The 22387-nt window shown below is 47.0% G+C and carries 16 protein-coding genes, 1 rRNA gene, 1 CRISPR repeat array and 3 other annotated features; of the genes, 14 read left to right on the top strand and 3 right to left on the bottom strand.

What is annotated here, in order from left to right:
- Positions 1-77: 77 nt before the first annotated feature.
- Positions 78-275 (top strand) — a sequence feature (23S ribosomal RNA rRNA prediction is too short).
- Positions 276-351: 76 nt separating this feature from the next.
- Positions 352-1084, top strand: a sequence feature (23S ribosomal RNA rRNA prediction is too short).
- 2 nt (positions 1085-1086) lie between these two features.
- Positions 1087-1956 (top strand) — a sequence feature (23S ribosomal RNA rRNA prediction is too short).
- A gap of 48 nt (positions 1957-2004) precedes the next feature.
- The 14 genes from rrf (at position 2005) to cas2 (ending at position 14676) form a co-directional block, all read left to right on the top strand.
- A 5S ribosomal RNA gene (gene rrf / locus SPI9445_RS0103425) occupies positions 2005-2122 on the top strand.
- A 172-nt stretch (positions 2123-2294) separates the two neighbouring features.
- The gene (locus SPI9445_RS0103420) at positions 2295-3284 is read left to right on the top strand and encodes a helix-turn-helix transcriptional regulator (protein WP_017303321.1); all 990 of its coding nucleotides are present in this window, start codon (positions 2295-2297) and stop codon (positions 3282-3284) included.
- A 42-nt stretch (positions 3285-3326) separates the two neighbouring features.
- The gene (locus SPI9445_RS0103415) at positions 3327-3632 is read left to right on the top strand and encodes a nucleotidyltransferase family protein (protein ID WP_017303320.1); all 306 of its coding nucleotides are present in this window, start codon (positions 3327-3329) and stop codon (positions 3630-3632) included.
- 22 nt (positions 3633-3654) lie between these two features.
- On the top strand, positions 3655-3960 hold the full coding sequence (locus tag SPI9445_RS0103410; protein WP_017303319.1) for a HepT-like ribonuclease domain-containing protein: 306 nt from the start codon (positions 3655-3657) through the stop codon (positions 3958-3960).
- Positions 3961-4017: 57 nt separating this feature from the next.
- On the top strand, positions 4018-4701 hold the full coding sequence (gene cas6, locus SPI9445_RS0103405) for a type I-MYXAN CRISPR-associated protein Cas6/Cmx6 (protein ID WP_017303318.1): 684 nt from the start codon (positions 4018-4020) through the stop codon (positions 4699-4701).
- Positions 4679-6928: a CRISPR-associated helicase/endonuclease Cas3 gene (locus SPI9445_RS0103400; RefSeq protein WP_017303317.1), complete on the top strand. Its 2250-nt coding sequence runs from the start codon at positions 4679-4681 to the stop codon at positions 6926-6928. The genes cas6 and SPI9445_RS0103400 overlap by 23 nt, the downstream gene beginning before the upstream one ends.
- A gap of 13 nt (positions 6929-6941) precedes the next feature.
- A complete protein-coding gene (cas8a1, locus tag SPI9445_RS0103395; RefSeq protein ID WP_017303316.1) occupies positions 6942-8417 on the top strand; it encodes a type I-MYXAN CRISPR-associated Cas8a1/Cmx1 in 1476 nt (491 codons plus the stop codon).
- Positions 8418-8485: 68 nt separating this feature from the next.
- Positions 8486-9346, top strand: coding sequence for a type I-B CRISPR-associated protein Cas7/Cst2/DevR (cas7i, locus tag SPI9445_RS0103390; RefSeq protein ID WP_017303315.1), 861 nt, complete (start codon positions 8486-8488; stop codon positions 9344-9346).
- On the top strand, positions 9346-10017 hold the full coding sequence (gene cas5 / locus SPI9445_RS0103385) for a CRISPR-associated protein Cas5 (protein WP_017303314.1): 672 nt from the start codon (positions 9346-9348) through the stop codon (positions 10015-10017). The genes cas7i and cas5 overlap by 1 nt, the downstream gene beginning before the upstream one ends.
- A gap of 234 nt (positions 10018-10251) precedes the next feature.
- The gene (locus tag SPI9445_RS0103380; protein WP_017303313.1) at positions 10252-10632 is read left to right on the top strand and encodes a papain fold toxin domain-containing protein; all 381 of its coding nucleotides are present in this window, start codon (positions 10252-10254) and stop codon (positions 10630-10632) included.
- Between the two features lie 18 nt (positions 10633-10650).
- A complete protein-coding gene (locus SPI9445_RS0103375) occupies positions 10651-11001 on the top strand; it encodes a hypothetical protein (protein ID WP_017303312.1) in 351 nt (116 codons plus the stop codon).
- A 247-nt stretch (positions 11002-11248) separates the two neighbouring features.
- Complete coding sequence (locus SPI9445_RS0103370; RefSeq protein WP_017303311.1) at positions 11249-12922, top strand: type I-MYXAN CRISPR-associated endonuclease Cas4/Cas1; 1674 nt, start codon at positions 11249-11251, stop codon at positions 12920-12922.
- Positions 12923-13157: 235 nt separating this feature from the next.
- Positions 13158-14366 carry an RNA-guided endonuclease InsQ/TnpB family protein gene (locus SPI9445_RS0103365; RefSeq protein WP_017303310.1) on the top strand — a complete coding sequence of 403 codons (1209 nt, stop codon included), beginning with the start codon at positions 13158-13160 and terminating at the stop codon, positions 14364-14366.
- 16 nt (positions 14367-14382) lie between these two features.
- Positions 14383-14676 (top strand): CRISPR-associated endonuclease Cas2, encoded by a 294-nt coding sequence (gene cas2, locus SPI9445_RS0103360; RefSeq protein WP_026079498.1) that lies wholly within the window; start codon positions 14383-14385, stop codon positions 14674-14676.
- A gap of 256 nt (positions 14677-14932) precedes the next feature.
- A CRISPR array of direct repeats spans positions 14933-17578; the repeat unit is 37 nt; unit sequence GTGAAATAACCTTAGATCGCCATTAGGCGTTGATCAC.
- A 12-nt stretch (positions 17579-17590) separates the two neighbouring features.
- Here the strand turns inward: cas2 and SPI9445_RS24195 are convergent.
- From SPI9445_RS24195 to aroC, 3 genes are all read right to left on the bottom strand, one after another.
- The gene (locus tag SPI9445_RS24195; RefSeq protein WP_017303307.1) at positions 17591-19648 is read right to left on the bottom strand and encodes a pentapeptide repeat-containing protein; all 2058 of its coding nucleotides are present in this window, start codon (positions 19646-19648) and stop codon (positions 17591-17593) included.
- A gap of 237 nt (positions 19649-19885) precedes the next feature.
- Positions 19886-20767 carry an MBL fold metallo-hydrolase gene (locus SPI9445_RS0103345; protein WP_017303306.1) on the bottom strand — a complete coding sequence of 294 codons (882 nt, stop codon included), beginning with the start codon at positions 20765-20767 and terminating at the stop codon, positions 19886-19888.
- Positions 20768-20774: 7 nt separating this feature from the next.
- Positions 20775-21869 carry a chorismate synthase gene (gene aroC, locus SPI9445_RS0103340; protein WP_017303305.1) on the bottom strand — a complete coding sequence of 365 codons (1095 nt, stop codon included), beginning with the start codon at positions 21867-21869 and terminating at the stop codon, positions 20775-20777.
- Between the last annotated feature and the right edge of the window lie 518 nt (positions 21870-22387).

Genomic DNA, 22387 nt, shown 5'->3' with positions numbered 1-22387 from the left:
CAAACTAAGAATACTCAAGTGAACTTAACCAGTGAGACGGTGGGGATAAGGCTTCATCGTCGAAAGGGAAACAGCCCAGACCACCAGCTAAGGTCCCCAAATGGTGACTAAGTGAGAAAGGAGGTGGGAGTGCATAGACAACCAGGAGGTTTGCCTAGAAGTAGCCATCCTTAAAAGAGTGTGTAATAACTCACTGGTCAAGCGCTCCTGCGCCGAAAATGAACGGGGCTAAGTCACTTACCGAAGCTGTGGACTTACTGTAATACTACATAAGTGGTAGGGGAGCGTTCTGTATTGGGAGAAGCATTAGCGGCAAGCAGATGTGGACGATACAGAAGTGAGAATGTCGGCTTGAGTAGCGAAAATAGGTGTGAGAATCACCTACCCCGAAACCCTAAGGGTTCCTCCGCAAGGCTCGTCCACGGAGGGTAAGTCAGGACCTAAGGCGAGGCTGAAAAGCGTAGTCGATGGACAACGGGTTAACAATCCCGTACCGTTAAAGAATAGGAACTGGGGGACGGAGAAGGTTAAGACCAGCCAGGGGATGGAAGTCCTGGTGCAACTGAACGAGGTGTTGAGGTTGGGAGAAAACCAACTGAGCTGAGTCAGGAGTCCGAGTGGCCACGGCCGCGAAGTGGAAACTAATCATGCTTCCTAGAAAAGCCCAAAATTCCGCTTGAAGTCTTTAATGCCTGTACCCGAAACCGACACAGGTAGGGTGGTAGAGAATACCGAGGGGCGCGAGATAACTCTCTCTAAGGAACTCGGCAAAATGACCCCGTAACTTTGGGAGAAGGGGTGCCAGCGAGAGCTGGTCGCAGTGAAGAGGCCCAGGCGACTGTTTACCAAAAACATAGGTTTCCGCCAAGTCGCAAGACGAAGTATGGGAGCTGACGCCTGCCCAGTGCCGGAAGGTTAAGGAAGTTGGTCAGGAGAAATCTAAAGCTGGCGACCGAAGCCCCGGTGAACGGCGGCCGTAACTATAACGGTCCTAAGGTAGCGAAATTCCTTGTCGGGTAAGTTCCGACCCGCACGAAAGGCGTAACGATCTGGGCGCTGTCTCGGAGAGAGACTCGGCGAAATAGGATTGTCTGTGAAGATACGGACTCCCTGCACCTGGACAGAAAGACCCTATGAAGCTTTACTGTAGCCTGGAATGGGGTTCGGGCTTTGCTTGCGCAGGATAGGTGGGAGGCGTTGAAGTATTCCTTGTGGGGGATACAGAGCCAACGGTGAGATACCACTCTGGCAAGGCTAGAATTCTAACTTCTGCCCGTGAGCCGGGAGAAGGACAGTTTCAGGTGGGCAGTTTGACTGGGGCGGTCGCCTCCTAAAAGGTAACGGAGGCGCGCAAAGGTTCCCTCAGGCTGGTTGGAAATCAGCCGCAGAGTGTAAAGGCACAAGGGAGCTTGACTGCGAGAGAGACATTTCGAGCAGGTAGGAAACTAGGCCTTAGTGATCCGACGGCGCTGAGTGGAAGGGCCGTCGCTCAACGGATAAAAGTTACTCTAGGGATAACAGGCTGATCTCCCCCAAGAGTCCACATCGACGGGGAGGTTTGGCACCTCGATGTCGGCTCATCGCAACCTGGGGCGGAAGTACGTCCCAAGGGTTGGGCTGTTCGCCCATTAAAGCGGTACGTGAGCTGGGTTCAGAACGTCGTGAGACAGTTCGGTCCATATCCGGTGCAGGCGCAAGAGCATTGAGAGGAGCCTTCCTTAGTACGAGAGGACCGGGAAGGACGCACCGCTGGTGTACCTGTTGTCGTGCCAACGGCAAACGCAGGGTAGCTATGTGCGGAGCGGATAACCGCTGAAAGCATCTAAGTGGGAAGCCCACCTCAAGATGAGTGCTCTGTTTGGGTTAACCAAGTAAGGTCACGGGCAGAACACCCGTTACATAGGCGTTCGGTGGAAGTCCTGCAAGGGATGAAGCCAAGGCGTACTAACAGACCGAGGGCTTGACCTCTTTCTTCTATGCAGTCTTGAGGGGATTCTCCCCCGGCTTGGTGAGTTTAGCCTAGCGGTCCCACTCCGATCCCTTCCCGAACTCGGTTGTGAAACGCTAGCGCGGCTACGATACTTTGAGGGTTGCCTCCTGGGACAATCGCTCCTTGCCAGGCCTAAATATTCTCCACAACGCTCTACTGCTTTTTCAGTGGGGCGTTTTTGGTTTTAGGCAGTGATTGGCTTGGGAAGCCCGCCTCAGCTTTGTTCAAGCTGGCTTGAACCCGGAAAGGATTTTGCCGGGTTGGAGGACTATGATGGACTTGTCTTTTCGTTCAGGAGTCGGCAATGTCCCGCCATTTAGAACGTTTGCTAGAGTTGGATCACCTGATCCGTTCTAGTCAACGTCCCACCAGTCAAACGTTAGCAGACTGTCTGGAGGTGAGCGATCGCACCATTCGCAATGATTTGGCATTTTTGCGCGATCGCCTATCCGCCCCCCTCAAATACAGCAAAACCCAAGGCTGGCACTACACAGACCCCCACTGGCGACTGCCCAGCATTGCTCTTAGTCAAGGAGAACTCTTTGCTCTCATCCTCGGTGCAAGGATGCTGGAAGCTTATGCTGGTTCTGCCTACGAACCCGAATTACGCTCCTCCATTGAACAGTTATCCCAACGCCTCCCCGAACAAACTTGGATTAATCTCCAACAACTGGCCGATGAACGGATTATCTTCCGCAGTGGTGCAGTCCTTAACCTTAACCCCGAAACCTGGACTCAACTCATTAGTGCTTGTCAGAACAATCAATCCGTCTGGATGCGCTACTTTGCCGCCACCCGTAACCAAGAGTCTGAACGCATCATCGACCCCTATCTGCTCCATATTTATCGCGGCACTAACCCCTATGTGATTGGCTTTTGTCAAAAACGCCAAGAAATGCGCTGGTTTCGGGTAGACCGGATTAAGGCCCTACGGATACTTGACCAAACCTTTGTACGAGATCCCAACTTTGACCCTAAAACCTACCTCAACCAAATCTTTCAGCATGAAGTCGGTGGTTTTCCTGTTGCGATCGCCATTTGGTTTGATGCGGCCACAGCACCCTTTATCCGAGAGCGTCGTTGGCACATCACCCAAGACATTGAAGAACACCCCGATGGGTCCCTCACCCTGCATTTAGTAACCTCTGGCCTTAATGACCTCAAGCGGTGGGTGTTGGGGTATGGCAAGGGTGCAAAGGTAAAGAAACCGCCGGAATTGGTGGCTTTAGTTAAGGCGGAACTAGAGGGGATGATTCAACATTACGATTTATTAGGAGGTTCAGATTATGAATAATCCTAGTATAAAGTTTTTTCAAAACAGAGAGGAATTGTCACCATGAGCCAACAATTAGAGATTCAACTGCCCCCAGAAATGATCCAACCATTTTGCCAACGCCATCATATTCGCAAACTGTACCTTTTTGGGTCTGTTTTGCGAGATGATTTTACCCCAGACAGTGATCTAGATATTCTGGTCGAGTTTGAACCGGATCAAGTTCCGGGATTAGCATTTTTTGAACTGCAAGATGAACTGAGCGAAATTTTGCAATGTCGAGTGGACTTAAACACAGTGGGTTTTCTGAGTCCTCAAATTCGGGAACAAGTTTTAGCCCAGGCCGTGCTTCAGTATGCCAAACCCTAGAACACAGGAAAGATTGCTGGATATGTTAAACCATGCTCAAGAAGCGATGACCATTATGCAATCAAAAACCCGTCAAGACCTTGATAGCGATCGCCTTTTAAATCTTGCCATCGTTCGCTTACTTGAGATTATAGGGGAAGCAGCCAGTCGAATTCCTAAAGAAGATTGTTGTCAATATCCTACCATTCCTTGGCACGCCATTATAAGTATGCGAAATCGCCTAATTCATAATTACGGGAATGTGGATCTTGATATCGTTTGGCAAGTGGTGAGTCAAGATTTACCAAAACTGACTGAGAATTTAATTGAGATCACAACAAGAGATTGAAAGATCCTGCACTCGTTCTAATTGGCATAACTTTATTCAACACTTCTCTAATAAACTATGAATTTCCTAGAAGTTCAATTCTCCCTGCGAGGGCAAACTTTACCCGCAGATCACGGTTACGCGCTCTATTCTGCCCTGAAAAAGTTCTTACAGTCTCTAGAACAGGAACAACAAGCAAAACTCCTGATAGAGCGTAACTTACCCCCAGATTTATTAATCTGTAGCATTGCAGGAATTCCCAATCAAAACGGGATTATTTATCTCAATAAAAATGGTCGATTTCGCTTACGTTGTCCCGCAGAAAATGCAGCCCAATGGTATCGCATTCTCCAGAACCAAGTGTTAGATATTCGAGGTCACTTAATCCGCTTGATTCAACCCCGTCTAACATTGCCCCAAGCCAGTGCAACCCTAAAAGCGCGCTTAGTCACCTTTCGTTTAGATACTTGGAATAGTCAGGATGCACCTCTCCATTTTCTACAATCTTGTCAAAAAGGGTTAGCGAAATTAGATATCAACGCTCAGGTTTCTATTGACAGCAATGATGAGGGGAATTTAGCCCAACGAGCTATCAAGATTCATGGGAAAAATGTTCTCGGTTATGGGGTGACAGTGGAAGGGTTAAATCCAGAAAATTCTCTCAAGTTGCAAGGGATGGGGTTAGGAGGCCGGAAACATTTTGGTTGTGGGTGGTTTTATCCGGTTCAGGAGGTCGGTCATGAAAACTCAATTAGAGCCTAATTTGTTATTAGCTAAATCCTTTCAATCTGGACAGTGGAAAGGGTCTTATAGTTTAGTCGGACATACAGCAGATGTGGTCAATGCTGTTACCACATTGATTGATGTTTTAGGGGAAAGATTACTGCAACAATTTTGTCTAAACTATTCGTTTAGTTTCCTTAAAGCAACGGCTCAAAAAGCGGCTTATCTCCACGATTGGGGCAAGGCAAACCATCATTTTCAACAAGTAGTCCGGCATCAAAGGAATCCCCTTCATGAACCCCAAATCATTCGTCATGAGGTGGCATCTGTTTTATTAGCTTGGGAGTTTCGAGAATGGTTAGAACAAGGGGAGGGGGATTTTCTCACCGCTTTAGTCGCTGGGGGTGGACATCATCTTAAATTAGGGGGGAAAAAAGGAAAAGCTACGGATGAGTTAGGAGAAGTTCGTCAGAGTGGAGAGGATTGTTTACGGCTTTATACGGTGATTAAAAGTCAGGGTAAACCACAATATCATCCCTTGTTTCGTCCTCTGTTAAAATATGGGGTGAAAGCTTTAGGTTTACCCGATAAACCCAAACTGAGTCAAAAACCTTCTGAATTTTGGTTTGTGACGACTATTAAGCAAAAACGGCAAGAAGTTCAGTCATTTTTAGAGGAAGAATGGCAACCGAATCTTGTATTTTTAGCCGTCATTAAAGCGTTAGTGATTGCCGGAGATGCGGTCGGTTCAGCGATTCCTAATACTAATCTATCCATCCAGAAATGGATTACAGAAGAGGTAGAACGGACGCTGGATGAAGCCAAGTTAGATCAGGTAATGGCAGGGCGATTAGAGGGGAAAACTTTACGGCCGTTTCAAATTCAATTAGCAGAAAGTTCTACCCGCGTGACCCTTGCCCGGGCGGGATGCGGTACAGGAAAAACATTAGGGGCTTATAATTGGGCAAAGGCTAAAGCGTTGGGACGAAAACTGATCTTTTGCTATCCCACGACAGGAACCAGTACTGAGGGCTTTTTAGATTATGTTCACCATCAGGTAGACTCGATTCTACTCCATTCTCGCGCTGATGTGGATTTAGCTATGGCGACCACGGGGGAAGAAGAGGAAGCAGGAGAGACAGTTAATAATGAAGTGGCTTTAAAATTAGAGTCTTTTCAAGCTTGGGGTCGTGAGGCAATTATCTGTACAGTGGACACTGTGTTAGGGTTGCTCCAATGTAATCGTAGACCCATTTATTGTTTCCCGGCGATCGCACAAGCTGCTTTTGTCTTTGATGAGGTTCACTGTTACGATGAACGCCTCTTTGGGGCATTATTGCGCTTCCTAGAGGTCGTCAAAGCCCCCATCCTCCTCATGTCTGCCTCCTTCCTCCCTTGGCAACTAGAAGCCCTTCAGGAGGCCGTAGGTGAACCTTTAGCTATCATTTCCGGTCCCCCAGAATTAGAAACCCAACCCCGTTATCGCTTCCACTATAGCGAACAAATGGACTGGTCAAGAGTGACCCAAGAACTCGCTGCTGGAGGGAAAGTCCTCTGGGTGTGTAATCAGGTCAACAGGGCCATTTCTGTCCATCAGGAAGCGCGAGAAAGGGGACTGAACGCGCTTTTATACCATAGTCGCTTTCGTTATCAAGACCGAGTAGAACATCATCGCGCTGTAGTTGATGCTTTTAAACCGGAATATCAAGAACCTGTTTTAGCCATTACTACCCAAGTAGCGGAAATGTCCCTTGATCTTTCCGCCACGTTGTTAGTGAGTCAAGTGGCGAATCCTGCGGGACTCATTCAACGTTTAGGCCGTTTAAATCGGCGCTATTGTGGTCATCCTTTAGATGCCCTATTTTATCCTGATGGGAAAGTTGGCTATCCCTACTCCAAGGAAGAACTCAATCAGGGTTTAGAACTGATTCAATCTTTCCCCGGAGAAGTTTGTCAAAGAGATTTAGCCCAATGGTTGGAAAATGTAGCCGTTGAAGGTCAACCGGAAAGGGATTCTGTTTTACTCGATAAAACATGGCAAACCTATTCTACGTCTCTCCGTAAAGCAGGCTTTAACGCCACGGTTTTACTAGAGCAAGATTTACCTATTCTTAAAACATTGGGCAGTAAACAACTCCCTCGCTATACTGTGCCGATTCCCATAAAACCCAAAGAAATAAAAGAATGGAAAAAATACAAGTTTTATCCTATTGCACCCACTCAAGAGTGGGACTATTCCTCAGAATTGGGCGCGACAAAACATTGAGGTCTATTGCACTATGACAAGTTTCACGTTATCGATTTTTAACCCTAATACTCTCCTAGTCCATCGGGCTGGAATTGCAGGTTTAGCCTTGGCTTTAGAGGCCATAGGCTCCCAGCAAATGCCTTTCAAGTGGCAGTTTACAGAGGAGGAAGTCCATCTGAATTGGCAGGGGACAGACCGAGATGCCTTCCTCAGTCTCCTTCAACACACCTATCAGATTAAAGACGGGTACTTAAATGTTCCCGCTTTAAAACTTGATTACCAAGGAAAATACACCTTTACCGAGGGCGTTGTCACCACCTTTCTCCAACATAACCAACAACGCAAACAAAGCAAAGAAGCCCAACTTTTAAGCTTTGCCATTGATGACGCAGAAATTACCCGTTCTTTTCGTCTTCTGGAGGACTGTTACTATACCCGAGACTTTAAAGAAGCCTTTAATAGTAAAGGCGCATTTAAACCCCAAATTCCCCTTAAAGGACACCACATCCCCGGCTTAATAGAATGTTTTGTTCACGGGGCTTATCAAGAATCTCCAGAAAACTTTATTGCACTGGTTTTTCTGCCCCTAGCTTGTCACTACTATCAACTTTCCGGCTTTCGTTCTGCCGTCGTCATTCCTGAAGTTAAGAACCTCAAACAGTGGGTTAAACAGCGAAAAAAATCATCAGGCAGAACCTACCAAGATTTCCGCTCTAGTAGTGCGGGAGAGTCGGGGTTACGCTTTCTTTTACAGGAGAAAATTCTCGAAGATAATCAAAGATTTCGCGTGAACTACTGTGAAGTGTATCAACTGGGAAAACAACAATGGGATGGTAGTCAAAATTACTTGAAACAAGCCGTATTTCGTGTTAAGGTAAGTAATAAAGTATTAGACCTCTACAACTCAGCTTTTCAATTTTTCAAGCCGCAAATTCGCAAAAATGAGAAAGGAGAAACCTGGTTAGCCATCTCTAAAGTGTTACCTTGGCTGTGCGATAACCTAATTCTCGGCAAGCCTTGGTATTGCGGCTTTTACGAGTTTTACAAACAAAACAAACTTTATGAACGGAAAGGATTAGTCCAAATGAGTCAATACTTAGATCCCTTAGAACAGACCCTTTTTGATGCCGTACAAGGAGCATTTAGTAGCTACTTGCGGGAGCAAATTGTACAGGCAAGTAAACAAGGTCGTTCCCTAGATTATCCCCAAGTTACTAATAAAATTATCACCCGCTTACAACGTCCTAGCACTCAACAGGACTTTGCTAAAACAACCGTTGACTTTTTAAGTCGTCATCGCAGCAAAGCGACGCGAGGTGTTGGCGCGGAAATTTATCAGTGGCTGCACAAAGACAACAACTGGAAAAAAGCCCGGGATTTAGCCCTACTCGCCATTGCCAGTTACACCGGAAAAGGGAAAGATGGAACACCAGAAGTTCCCGAAGAAGTTTTAGATCAATCTCTGACCTCAGATGATTCTGAAGAAGGCTTTGAGGCAGAGATTTAATCCCCAAAGAAATCGTTAAATTTCTCTCTCACCCCTGTACAAACTCACCTTATTACAAGGAGAAAAAAATGACTCAACATCTTTTTGTCACCATCGTTACCCCCACCGCCATTGCTGCCAATAACCGAGGAGAAGGCGATGGCAGTACCCTGTCCACCTTACAAAAAATTACTCGCGGCAATGACCAATATACTACCGTCAGCGCCGATGCCATTCGTTGGGGGTATCGGGAATGTTTCCAGAATCTCTACCCAAAACAAGTCAATCGGACTTTTAATCCTGAAACGGACAAATATGAGATTAAAAACGAGAAATATAACCCCGAAACCTACATTGATGATGACCTTTTTGGCTTTATGGATGCCAAAAAAGACAAAGATAATAAAGATGCTACGACGAAACGGCGAGGGGTGTTAGAAGTCAGTCGAGCTATTAGTTTAGACCCTTACTGGGGCGATATTGTTTTTGGTTCAAAAGGTGGACAAAAAGGTAAAACTTCAATTCACAATACAGAGGTTCACTGTACCGCTTACCAGTACACTTTAGCCTTAACTCCCAGCAGTTTAAAAGACAAGAAACGGGCTAAAATGTTATTAAATGCCATTCCTGCTATTCAGCACGTTGGGGGCAATCATGCTCGCTTTTTGTATGAATTTCGTCCAGAATCTTTAGTCTTGCGAGTGACAGAAGACCCCAGTCCTTGGATTATGAACTGTTTTGAACGAGTGGGTGATTCGGTGGGATGTCCTCGTTTAATTCGCTTAGTTGAAGTGGGAGATATTGCTCCTGTGGAATTAATTGTAGCGGGTGAAATTGCCGACACTCCCTATGGCAAACAACTAAAAAGTTTAGGGGTGACAGTGTGCCGAGGAATTAAAGAAGCGATTAGTTCCGCTCAAAAACGCTTGCAACAGGAGGCAACGGTTTAATGAGTGATTTACTCTATCTTGAATGTCCTTGTACAAGTTTCCCTCGCAGCTTTGCGCGAGACTACCGAGAAACCTATCTCTATCCTCCTCCTTCCACCCTCTATGGGTTTCTCTTATCCCTCGTTGGAGAAACAGATTTAACGGCACATTTAGGGGTTAAATTAGCTATTGGGTTGATTGGAGAGACTCCTACTGTTTCCCGAATTGTTCGCAAACAACGACACCATAAGTTTAGTAAAACGCACCAAGGAATTTATCCAACCAGTCAGTTTTCTAAACCGAATTTTCAGGAAATTCTGACAGATGTCAAAATTGCCCTTAAAATTGATTCTAGTGGGGAATCTGCCTCGGTTAAACTGGATGAACGGGTGAGCATTGCTTTGTCAACTCCTGAACAAATTACTCGTTTTGGTGGGTTATCCTTGGGGGAATCTTGGGCGTTAGTTAATGGGATTAGAACCTATCGTCCAGAGGATGGTCAGATTCAATGGTTAGAGAAAGATAATCGGGGGTTAATTGCCTTACCTATTTGGATTAATCGTCAAACAACTCAGGGAAAATTTCAACGCTTTAGTTTGAATGAATCTGGAGAGTTGAATGAACAGTGCTGGACTGTTATTGAAGGGGTAACTGTGGAAAGGAAGGGGAAGTCTAGAACTCAAAAAAGATGAAGTTATCCTGAAAGGGAGTTCAGGGTTTTGTTCAGCCTTGAGTTAACTTGCTTTCACAATTGCGTTCTAATTGTAGGTTGGGTGGAGCGAGAGCGAAACCCAACATTTCAGGACTAACAAGATTGGTTTTAAGTATATAGCCGACCTATCTGAGTCGTGCCAAAAAGGATCTCCTAGAATCGAAATAGGACAATAATCCAGAGTTCACGTCTCATTAGGACTAGCTATATATTAATGAAGTATTTAACATCAAAACAAAGAGAAAAACTAGCCGAAATAGCTAGTAGTTATCCTACTTTATACTGTGTTCAATTTGCTTTAGCTCTAAAAAAGTATCTGAAATCACTAGAAATCAAAGGCAAAGTCATTAAGATAAACACACAAGCTGATTTAGATTATCGCAATTGTTTTATTTATGATGATAGTATTGGAGGGGATGCTATTTCAGAGACGGGATACCATGAAGGAGTTTTACTCACTGTAGATGATGTTGAAATGGTTTTTGACAATCATCATCTTAATGGAACACCTAAAAAAGAATGGTTAGCTAATTTTCAGTTTTTTGGTAAAATCCATTTAGGACAAGAGCTAGTTGTTATTGAAGAAGAATTTTAGTCAATAAGAGAGTCATTTATGTTAGATATCGAAAAAAATAACAATCATAAAAATACGGAAGAATATCTCTATGATTTATTAGAACGAATTAAAAAGCGTCCGGGAATGTATTTGGGAAGGGTGTCTTTAATCCGTTTAAAGATGCTGTTATTGGGTTACAGTATGTCTAGGGAGGAGTTAGGGTTAGAATTAACACAACAAGAAAAACAATTTTCTCAATTCCAGAACTGGATACAAGAAAAATATAATGTCAACTCATCTGAAGGTTGGGAGAATATTATTTTATCTCAAGTAAATGACGAAAGGTTAGCTTTCGAGTTATTTTTTGAGTTGTTTGAACAGTTTAGTCTTGCTAGGTTCAAGGGTTAGATTTGTCATCAAGTAATCTATCCGCTTTAATTGTAGGTTGGGTGGAGCGAGAGCGAAACCCAACATTTCACCATGAATAATATTGGTTTGAACTACACTATGGGCAAGAATTAAACGGATGGTAACTGCTTCCAATTCTCCTAAAAATTAGGTCAAAAACTCACTATTTTTCAAGTCGGAACATTTTTTGCCGGGTTGGGGGGTTAGATTAGTCATCAAGTAATCTACCACTGATTAAAGGATGACTATGCAAACTATCGATTTAGAGTCCATTAATATTCTGCAACCTACACCGGAAACTTTACGGGTTTGTTCTCTTCATGCTTTTGCCTACTGTCCCCGTCTTTTCTACTTGGAAGAAGTGGAAGAACTTTATACCCAAGATGCGGCGGTTTTTGCGGGACGACGACTCCATGAGGCGATTGAGTTGGAGGACGGAGAAGAGTGGCAAGATTTGTATTTGGAGGATGAATTGTTGGGGTTGCGGGGACGGGTGGATGCACTGCGGACTCGTGAGGGAAAGACGATTCCCTATGAACATAAACGGGGTCGTTGTTATCGGGATGAACAAAAAAATCCCCAAGCTTGGGAGAGTGATAAGTTACAAGTTTTAGCGTATTGTTGCTTGTTGGAAGCGGCGTTAGGGGTGACGATTGTTGAGGGACGAATTCGCTATCATGCGGACAATGTTTTGATTCATGTCCCGTTAGATGACTCTGGTCGCCAATGGGTACGAGAGATGATTCAAGCGGCACGGGAGTTAAAACAATCGCCTTATCGACCGCCTGTAATTAATAATGAACATCTCTGTTCTCGTTGTTCTTTGGCGGCGGTTTGTTTGCCGGAAGAGGCACGATTAGCGCATAACAAGGAGTGGCATCCGGTGCGGCTTTTTCCGGCGGATGATGAGCGGGAGGTGATTCATGTTTTGGAGCCAGGAACTCGTGTGGGACGGACGGGGGAACAACTGAAAATTAGCCGACGAAATGAGAAGGAGGAAAAGGTTTCGATTCAACAGGTGAGTCAGGTTGTTCTCCATAGTTTCTCGCAAATTTCGACTCAGGCGTTGCATTTTTTAGCAGCTAAGGATGTGGGGGTGCATTTTGTGTCGGGTGGGGGGCGATATGTGGGGAGTTTGGACTGTCGGAATGGGAGTGTTCAACGGCGAATTCGGCAGTATCGGGGATTGAGTGAGGGGGATTTTTGTCTGGTGTTGGCGCGGAAGTTGGTGAGTTGTCGGGGGGAGGGACAACGGAAGTTTTTGATGCGGGGAAAACGACGTAAGGGGACAGCGGGGGAGTTGGATAAGGCGATTGGTCAGATGAAGGCGGTGTTGAAACAGGTGCCGAAGGCTGAGTCTTTGGATTCGTTGTTGGGGATTGAGGGGAAGGTGGCGGCGTTGTATTTTGGGGCGTTGCCGGGACTTTTGGGGGCGGATGTTCCGGCGGAGTTGCGGTTTTCGGGTCGGAATCGTCGTCCGCCGAAGGACCGTTTTAATGCTTTGTTGAGTTTCGGTTATGCGTTGTTGATTAAGGATGTGATGAATGGGATTTTGACGGTGGGGTTGGAGCCAGCTTTGGGGTTTTACCATCAACCTCGGACGCAGGCTCCGCCGTTGGCGTTGGATTTGATGGAGGTGTTTCGGGTGCCGTTGGTGGATATGACGGTGGTGACGGCTGTGAATCGCCAACAGTGGGATGTGCAGGGGGATTTTGAGGTGCGAGGTGAGCAGGTTTGGTTGAGTGAGGAGGGGCGTCGGAAGTTTATTCGGTTGTATGAGCAGCGTAAGGGGGAAATGTGGAAGCATCCGGTGACGGGGTATTCGTTGACTTACCGCCGTTTGTTGGAGTTGGAGGTGCGGTTGTTGGAGAAGGAGTGGTCTGGGGAGGGGGGATTATTTGGGCGGTTGATTGTGCGTTAGGGGGTTGAAGGTTTGGGGGCGTATGTAGTACGCCCCTAGGATGAATGTTCTGGTGGAATTTTCGCGGGCTAAGGCTCAAGCAAAAACTTTTTTTAACAAAAATGTTGCGGAATTCCCCTTCCTCGCTTGCTCGGGGTGGGATAGCAACCCAGTAATAAACTGAGCGACAGCGAATCCTTGGACAAAATCCTTAGATAATCTGTTAGACTGTTATCGACAACACCAGTTCTCGATAATGTATAAAGCGTACAAGTATCGTATCTATCCTACTGACGAGCAAAAAGCATCCCTAGCTAAGGCGTTCGGATGCTGTCGTTGGTATTGGAATTTTGCCTTAGACTTGTGCCGAAAAACCTATATCGAGACGGGTAAGGGATTGTCTAGGGGATATATCCAAGGCCTATTACCAGGACTAAAAAAGGAATATCCTTGGCTAACAGATGCTTACTCCCAATCCTTACAAGTGGTTGCCCTTAATCTTTCTACTGCCTACAAAAACTTCTTTGACAAGCGGGCGCAGTTACCCCGTTTCAAGTCCAAGCATGGTCGGCAGTCTCTGAGTTATCCTGCCAACGTTAAGTTTGAAGGGGACTATCTCAAAATACCGGGGAAGATTGGGTTAGTGTATTGCCGTCGTCATCGGGAATTTGAAGGGAAAATCAAAACCGTTACTCTCTCTAAAAATCCGGATGGCAAATACTATGCTTCAGTGTTAGTAGATGACGGGAAAGATGCCATTAGCCCATCAGTTGAGGGTAAAGCTATTGGCATTGATGTTGGACTAACTCATTTTGCCATTACTAGCGATGGGTCTAAGTACGATAATCCTCGCCATTTTGCCAAGCATCAGAAAAACCTAAAGCGTAAGCGACAAAAGCTATGCCGTAAACAAAAAGGGAGTAAAAATCGAGCTAAGGCGAAACAAAAAGTCGCCAAAGTTCATAGTAAGATAGCCCGATGTCGTGAGGACTTTCTACACAAACTATCCCGCAAGATAGTTAACGAAAACCAAGTGATTGCTGTAGAGAATCTGAACGTCAAAGGGATGGTAAAAAACCCTAAACTAGCCAAGGCAATTAGTGATGTGGGTTGGGGAATGTTTACCACAATGCTTAAATATAAAGCCGAGTGGGAAGGCAAAACCTATATTGAAGTTGACCGCTATTTTGCGTCTTCAAAAACCTGTCACGTTTGCCTGAATCGAGTGGATAGCTTACCGTTAGAAGTTCGGCAATGGGAATGTCAACATTGTGGCACTCACCATGACCGTGATATTAATGCAGCACAAAACATTAAAAATGAAGCCTTGCGGATATTGTCGTTGGGAACCAGCGATACGGCCTGGGGAGGGAACGTAAGACAACCTGGCAAGATTTCGGTTTTGCTAGATGCTGTTCCTGTTGAATCAGGAAGCCCCATCCTCGCCAACGGCAGGGTGGGGTAGTTCACGGAGGTGAATGATGGCTGAGTTGAAGAATTGGTATTTAGTTTGTTATGACATTCGTTGTCCGAAGCGGTGGCGGAAGGCGTATAAGGTGTTGGAAGGCTATGGGGAGCGGTTGCAGTATTCGATTTTTCGCTGTTGGTTGAGTCAGCGTATGCGGGAGAAGTTGCGCTGGGAGTTGGAGCGGGTGTTGACGAAGGAGGATGATTTGATTTTGATTCGGTTGTCTCGGCAGTGTGTGCAGGATTTGCCGAAGTACAATCGTCCGAATACTTGGCTGTTGGATGAGGGGGGGTTTCGGGTGATTTGAAAAAATGCAAGCACCTGGGGCTGTTAGGGGAAAGGGGGGGCTGAAAATTGCTGTAAGTGTTGTGGGTTCTGGGTTTGAGGGGGGTGAGAGGGGGCAGGAGGTGCTTGCAAAATCCTAAAACCTTTATGAAGTCTGGGTTCTGGGTGTTGACTTTTTGGGAAAAATGGTAAAATGGGGGGGTAAGTTGATAGAGGTGAAGGGGGTGCTTGCAAAACTGTCTGAGAGGTCTTGTTCTGTAAGGGTTCTGGCGGCTGCTGTGAAATAACCTTAGATCGCCATTAGGCGTTGATCACCAATTATCTCAGCAATACCCAAACCAGTGCCATAAGTGAAATAACCTTAGATCGCCATTAGGCGTTGATCACTCTATGCCAGCATAGCCATTTTTTACCTCTCCATTGTGAAATAACCTTAGATCGCCATTAGGCGTTGATCACGTCAGACATCGCAACTATATGGTATAATGTCAAAACGTGAAATAACCTTAGATCGCCATTAGGCGTTGATCACTCTGACCATAGCAATCAATGTCACTTATTCCCCCGGTGAAATAACCTTAGATCGCCATTAGGCGTTGATCACTTCGTTTTCCGTTACCGATGTTTTTCTAATCCTGGTGAAATAACCTTAGATCGCCATTAGGCGTTGATCACTTTACTTTTCGATATCGCTGTTTTCAGAATCCTGGTGAAATAACCTTAGATCGCCATTAGGCGTTGATCACATTCTGTTTTTTGCTTATTTGTTCATGGTTGTTGATCAGTGAAATAACCTTAGATCGCCATTAGGCGTTGATCACGGATTTGCCATCCCTATTCCCAAATCGTGGAGCAAGTGAAATAACCTTAGATCGCCATTAGGCGTTGATCACCCTTCTTCTGTAGCAATCGGGGTGTTACGTTGCCGTGAAATAACCTTAGATCGCCATTAGGCGTTGATCACGCATATATTCCGCCGCCGCGTGTTGAAAAATCAACAGTGAAATAACCTTAGATCGCCATTAGGCGTTGATCACGCTTCCGCACTGGTGGCGCGCTGGTCGTCAAACAGGGTGAAATAACCTTAGATCGCCATTAGGCGTTGATCACCACCGACCGCCGCAAGATGCCACGGACACCCCCAGGTGAAATAACCTTAGATCGCCATTAGGCGTTGATCACGAAGATGAGCCGGGAGATGTGGAATTGACCACCACGGTGAAATAACCTTAGATCGCCATTAGGCGTTGATCACGAACTTGTTGGAAAGCGTAAGGACTGGGGGAGAAGTGAAATAACCTTAGATCGCCATTAGGCGTTGATCACTTTTTCGCGGTGTGTAGCCGCACGGGATTAGATCGTGAAATAACCTTAGATCGCCATTAGGCGTTGATCACGATGAAGAAGCAAAGTTTGTTTTAGGCTACTGTGTGAAATAACCTTAGATCGCCATTAGGCGTTGATCACCAAGTAAAAACCCGCATAGGCTTTTCTGATTAAGTCGTGAAATAACCTTAGATCGCCATTAGGCGTTGATCACAACTGGCGATTGAAGCCTACTACGACGCTCTGAGGTTGTGAAATAACCTTAGATCGCCATTAGGCGTTGATCACTTTCGATTTAGGACGGAAAGCAGTGCTGAGGCAGTGAAATAACCTTAGATCGCCATTAGGCGTTGATCACATTTAGGTTTTTAAAGGGGCAAAGTCTAACCTCTACCGTGAAATAACCTTAGATCGCCATTAGGCGTTGATCACATAGTACAATTTTTCGGGGGGACAACCCCCGTGTAAGTGAAATAACCTTAGATCGCCATTAGGCGTTGATCACACTGACGAGGCTCTCCAATATACCAACGCATACTAAAGTGAAATAACCTTAGATCGCCATTAGGCGTTGATCACGTATCAGAGTCCGAGTACCTCCACAAAAGCGGGAGAGTGAAATAACCTTAGATCGCCATTAGGCGTTGATCACACTTCCAGTTAGTAAGCTATCTAGGGAGGGTGCGTGTGAAATAACCTTAGATCGCCATTAGGCGTTGATCACAATCCCCTCCATTGCCGCTTGTTGACCTAGGGCTAAGTGAAATAACCTTAGATCGCCATTAGGCGTTGATCACGTTGCAGTCGCGGTTTGGGCAATCTCCACGGGTTCGGGTGAAATAACCTTAGATCGCCATTAGGCGTTGATCACATTTTGGTGAATAAATTCCTATTTACCACTGTCCTTGAGTGAAATAACCTTAGATCGCCATTAGGCGTTGATCACCTAACAAACGGGTGTCCCAAAGCCGAATTTACTACGTGAAATAACCTTAGATCGCCATTAGGCGTTGATCACGAAGAATTTAAACCCCCCGTTGAATCTGTCGAACGTGAAATAACCTTAGATCGCCATTAGGCGTTGATCACCGCATCCCAGCGTTACCCGATGGTAGTTATTTTTTAAGTGAAATAACCTTAGATCGCCATTAGGCGTTGATCACAAAAGGGCGATTGGCTGTCTGCGAGAGCGATTCTGGTGAAATAACCTTAGATCGCCATTAGGCGTTGATCACCCTTGGAGTGCGAGATCGCCAGCTTGATTGCCGATTGTGAAATAACCTTAGATCGCCATTAGGCGTTGATCACAACTCGTTTTTCAATTATTCTGTCTTGTCTTTTGTGTGAAATAACCTTAGATCGCCATTAGGCGTTGATCACATAAAAATTATCCGCCCTGCCGATTCTCATTCTCTGTGAAATAACCTTAGATCGCCATTAGGCGTTGATCACTTGCTCATAAGAATCATTAAAATCCTGAACAAAAGTGTGAAATAACCTTAGATCGCCATTAGGCGTTGATCACAACCGACAAAAACGGAGAAATAAGCGAGATCCCCTAGTGAAATAACCTTAGATCGCCATTAGGCGTTGATCACGGCGTTGATCCCTTAGAGTTCCAGACCCAATAAGGTGGCAATCTTCGGTAAGACTTCCGAGGCATCCATTAAGGGCGCAGGAGTAGATAAGTCCATGAAACTGCCCTTGAGGAGATGGAGGGCGGTTTTGGCGGCTTTGCGGTGGCTACTGTCGGGATTCTCTAGCCCCACTTCGGCGAGGATGCGGATTTGTTCAAGGGCGGTGATTTGATCCTCTTCGCTAAATTCTGAGGTGGCGACTAGGATGGTTTGTAATTGTTGGAGAAATTCGGCGAGTTTGAGCGCTTTGGGGGTGTTGGTGGACTGGAGGCCGATGATGGCATGGTGGGTCAGGCGCTGGGTGCGGGTGAGGAGGGTTTCGGGGGGGGCGGGGGTGGGTTTTTCGCTGCCAAAGACGGCCCAAGGGTCAGTATTTCGAGGACTGGGGGGACGGGTGAGGGCGGTTAAAATCATGGTTTCGAGGTTGCGGACGCGATCGCCTTCTAAAATCCCTGACAAGCCAATACTATGGTCGGGCATGAATTTGAACTGGTTGTAGGTGTGGAAATATTCTGCACTCAACAGGGAATGATCCACCACTTCAGCCGTTTTAACCCGCAACAGGAGATTCTGCCCCCGTTTTTCCAGGGCGACTAATTCTAGACAGGCTTCGGGATACAATTCCTCTAGTTTTTTGTAGGCGATCGCAATAGAACGAGGATCGACCCCTTGAGTATGGTACAAGTCTAAAGTGTGGGAAATGGGCTTAATAAACTCCACAAAGTCCCCCGGGGCAAAGGTTTCCCGGTAATTATCCGGTTTGCGGCGCGGATTAGGCTGTTCCGGAGTAGGAACATGAAGAAACACATACTGACAGTCAATAAAATCTAAACGGGTGGTATTCGTCACCCCCCAATCTTCCAAATAAGCCCCCGTTAGGGAAGCCCGCGTTAAGTCCGCCCCGTCCAGTTGCGTTTGCTTGAAAATCGCCCCCGTTAAGTCTGTATTGACCAAGTTGGCATAACTCAACACCGCCCCGGTAAAGTCCGCTTGGGCTAAATTCGCCCCCTCCAAATAGACTCCTTGTAAATTTTTATGTCTAAAGTCTTGACTTGCACCTTGACCCGTGATAAGTAAGCGACGAATCTGGGCATCTTGTAAGTAAGTGTTCCCGGTGCGCACTAGGCTGTAGCGTTTAAGACGAAACCATTGAGTCCGGGTGAGAACCGCCCGACGGAGGTCTAGGCCCTTTAATTCCGCTTGGTAAAAATTAGCATAGGAGAGATTCGCCCCTTGGAAATTAGTGCCTTTAATGGCAGCTAGGGCAATGGCGAGGTTATAAATAAAGGCTTGTTTGCGATCGCCCGATAACGCCTGCCAGCCCACATAAGTTCCCACCATCGCCCCCACCCCCGCCCAAATCAGGGAGAGCAATTTCACCTCATTACCCGGCAGAGGAATAGTCCCGATTTGCACATTAGCCCCCGCCATAGCCCCCGGAATAGTACCCAGCAGCGCCAACAATTCCGTCGCTGCCACCGCCCCAAAACCCGCCACCGCCATAGCCAAGGCCGCCGACACCGCCACCCCCAAGGTTGTCCCCACCCCAATCGCTAAGGCCACCCCCATAATAACGGCAATAATAACCGGATTTGACCCCGCCCCTGCCCCTGCCCAGGCCGTCGCCCAAGCCAAAATCACCACCCAGAAGCCCATCGCCACCAGCGCCCCCGTCGCCTTGGGCAAACCTTGGCGTACAGTCATCCCGTAGAAAATCCCCAACACCACCACCTCCACCACCCCAATTAAAATATCCCCCGGGTGGAGATTTTGCAGCACATTAAAAACAATACTGCCCATAAACGCAGAAATGAGGGCGCAAGATCCCGACAACAGACCACAGCCCACAATCAAGGTCAACGCCCAACGCCCTTGTAATCCCGTGCGGGCGTGACTAAAATTAGCCTCGGCTAAATTGGCTCCCCGAAAGTCCGCACTGCGCACATCTGCACGGCTAAAGTCTGCCCCGCGTAAATCTTGATTTTGGAAGGAAGCACCGCATAGATTTTGACCGGAGAAATCGGTAGACATGATGGAGGGACTAAGGTATGGCTCAAAAAAAGGATCAAGGGTTAACGAGGGCTGGCTGAATAGGTCGGGAGTCGGGAGTTGGGAGTCGGTAATCGGTAATCGGTAATCGGTAATCGGTAATCGGGAATAATTATCAATTCTCCCCCTCTCCTCCTGCTCCCCTGACTCCCTGTTCCCCGTTCCCTGTTCCCCGTTCCCTCAAAACAACAACTCGAAACCCATCTGGGAATGGCTCTATTATTTCACCTCTTTTGAGATCACACAAAGTTTCATCCCTTCCTTCGCTAATACACTACCGGGCATCGCTTCCTCCACCTCTTCAGCCACCTTATCCAGAAAATCATCACTGTGATTCGGTTCGTGATGGAACACAACTAACTGTTTAACCCCGGCCGCCTTAGCCGCTTTCACCCCTTCCTGCCAAGTAGAATGGCCCCAGCCCACCTTGGGAGACTTGGGATTGTGATACTCCTCATCGGTGTACATGGCATCGTAAATAAACACATCTGCATCCCGGGCAAGGTGTAGCACATTCTCATCCAATCGATCGGGAAAATGCTCCGTATCGGTACAATATACCGCCGTATGACCGCCCCAAGAAACGCGATAACCCATTGCTCCATTGGGATGGTTTAAGGGCTTGGTTTCAATCACAATGTCATCAAGATTAAACGTCTCCCCGCAGACAATATCATGATAGGTTAATTGGGCTTGAATATCCGCCACCGGAACCGGGGAGTTAATATGTAACACTCGATCCCGAAAATGCCGCTCCATTTTCATGATTTCCCCTTCTTGGGGAACTTGTCCATGAATATAAAAGCAATCTTCGGCGTTAAATTGGGGCAAGAAAAAGGGCAACCCTTGAATATGATCCCAATGGTAATGGGTAAAAAACATACAGGCCTTGAGGGGTTGCTCATGGTACAAGTCATAGAGATGTCTTGCTAAGAGGCGTAACCCGGTTCCCCCGTCAAAAATCAGTTGTCGATCCCCAATTTCCATGGAAACGCAAGAGGTATTCCCGCCATAGCGGACGGTTTCCGGGCCAGGTGAGGGGACACTGCCTCGGACTCCCCAAAATCTTACAAAAAATCCAGAAGATGAGTTATTTTTCATGGGACATTCAAGGCGTGAGTGTGGCACATTGACCCTGATGACGTAGCAGGTGGTCACATAACACAAGGGCAACCATTGCTTCTACCATAGGCACAGCCCTAGGCAAAACGCAAGGGTCATGTCGCCCTCTGGCGGCTAGGGTGGTTTCTTCCCCGGTGTTTGTCACCGTTTTCTGGGCTTGACCTATTGTAGCAGTTGGTTTAAATGCGGCTCGGAGAATGATGTTTTCGCCGTTCGTAATTCCTCCTTGAATCCCTCCGGAACGATTGGTGAGGGTGCGAGTTTGCCCCTGTTCATCAATATAAAATTCGTCGTTATGTTCTTTTCCGGTGAGTAACACTCCAGCAAAACCGGAGCCAATTTCAAAGCCTTTAGTAGCTGGGAGGGACATAATGGCTTTGGCCAGATCGGCCTCTAGTTTATCAAAGACGGGTTCACCCAGACCTCGGGGGACGCGACGGGCGACACATTCGACCACTCCGCCGAGGGAATTGCGATCGCGTTTGGCCTGGTCAATCACATCAATCATCCGTTCGGCACATTCTCCATCCGGACAGCGCACAATATTCTGTTCCACTTGTTCAAGGGTGACGGTGTTACTATCCACCACCGCCTCTAGGTCTTTAATTCGCTTGACATAGGCGACAATTTCCACCCCAGCGACTTGGTGGAGGATTTTTTTGGCGATCGCACCAGCCGCCACCCGTCCAATGGTTTCCCGTGCCGAAGACCGCCCTCCCCCTTGCCAGTTGCGAATCCCATATTTCGCGTCATAGGTTGCATCGGCATGGGAGGGGCGATAGGTGGTTTCCATCTCCTGATAATCGGCTGGGCGAGGGTCTTTATTGCGGACTAAAATAGCAATCGGAGTCCCTAGGGTTTTCCCTTCAAACACCCCCGACAAAATCTCACATTGATCCGCCTCTTTCCGGGGAGTGGTAATCTTACTCTGTCCCGGTCGTCTGCGGTCAAGTTCAAACTGGATTTCGTCGCGAGAGATTGCCAAGCGGGGGGGACAGCCATCAATCACAACACCGACTCCTCCCCCGTGGGATTCTCCGAAAGTGGTAATGCGAAAGAGATGTCCGAATGTACTGCCCATAAGCTTTTGTTTTGGCGTTGACCGTCTTGTATTGTAGCAGTCTTCTAGGGGCAATGAGCGAGGGAGAATACCTAGGGCTTGCTGAATAAGTCCGAGAGTTGGGGAATCGGGAGTCGGGAGTCGGGAGTCGGGAATAGGCAATCGTGCCAGTTTTAGATGATCTGTTCCCTGTTAAGAGTTCCCTGTTCCCTTGTTGAGCCTAGCATCTGGTGTTATTCAGCAGACCCTACCTAGTTAATATTTGGGGCTTGCTGTTCACTTCGTGACGCTCCGCGTTCGCGTTCGCGAAGCGTTGCGTAGCAAAGCGTCACGAAGTGAACGCGAAGCGTTGCGTAGCAATATAACTCTACTCTGGGTGGGGAACAGGGAACAGGGAACGGGGAGTCAGGGGGGAGCAGGGGAGCAAGGGAGCAGGGGAGCAGGGAAATAGCTAAAACTCTTGACTATTGCCTTTTCCCGATTCCCTAGGGCGCAAGCATTGCGCCCCTACACCGATTCCCTCTCTTCAGGGAACAGGG

Source organism: Spirulina subsalsa PCC 9445, assembly GCF_000314005.1.
Classification (GTDB): Bacteria; Cyanobacteriota; Cyanobacteriia; order Cyanobacteriales; family Spirulinaceae; genus Spirulina_A; species Spirulina_A subsalsa.
Note: the sequence above shows the minus strand (reverse complement) of the source record. Positions and strands in the feature narration are given on the sequence as shown.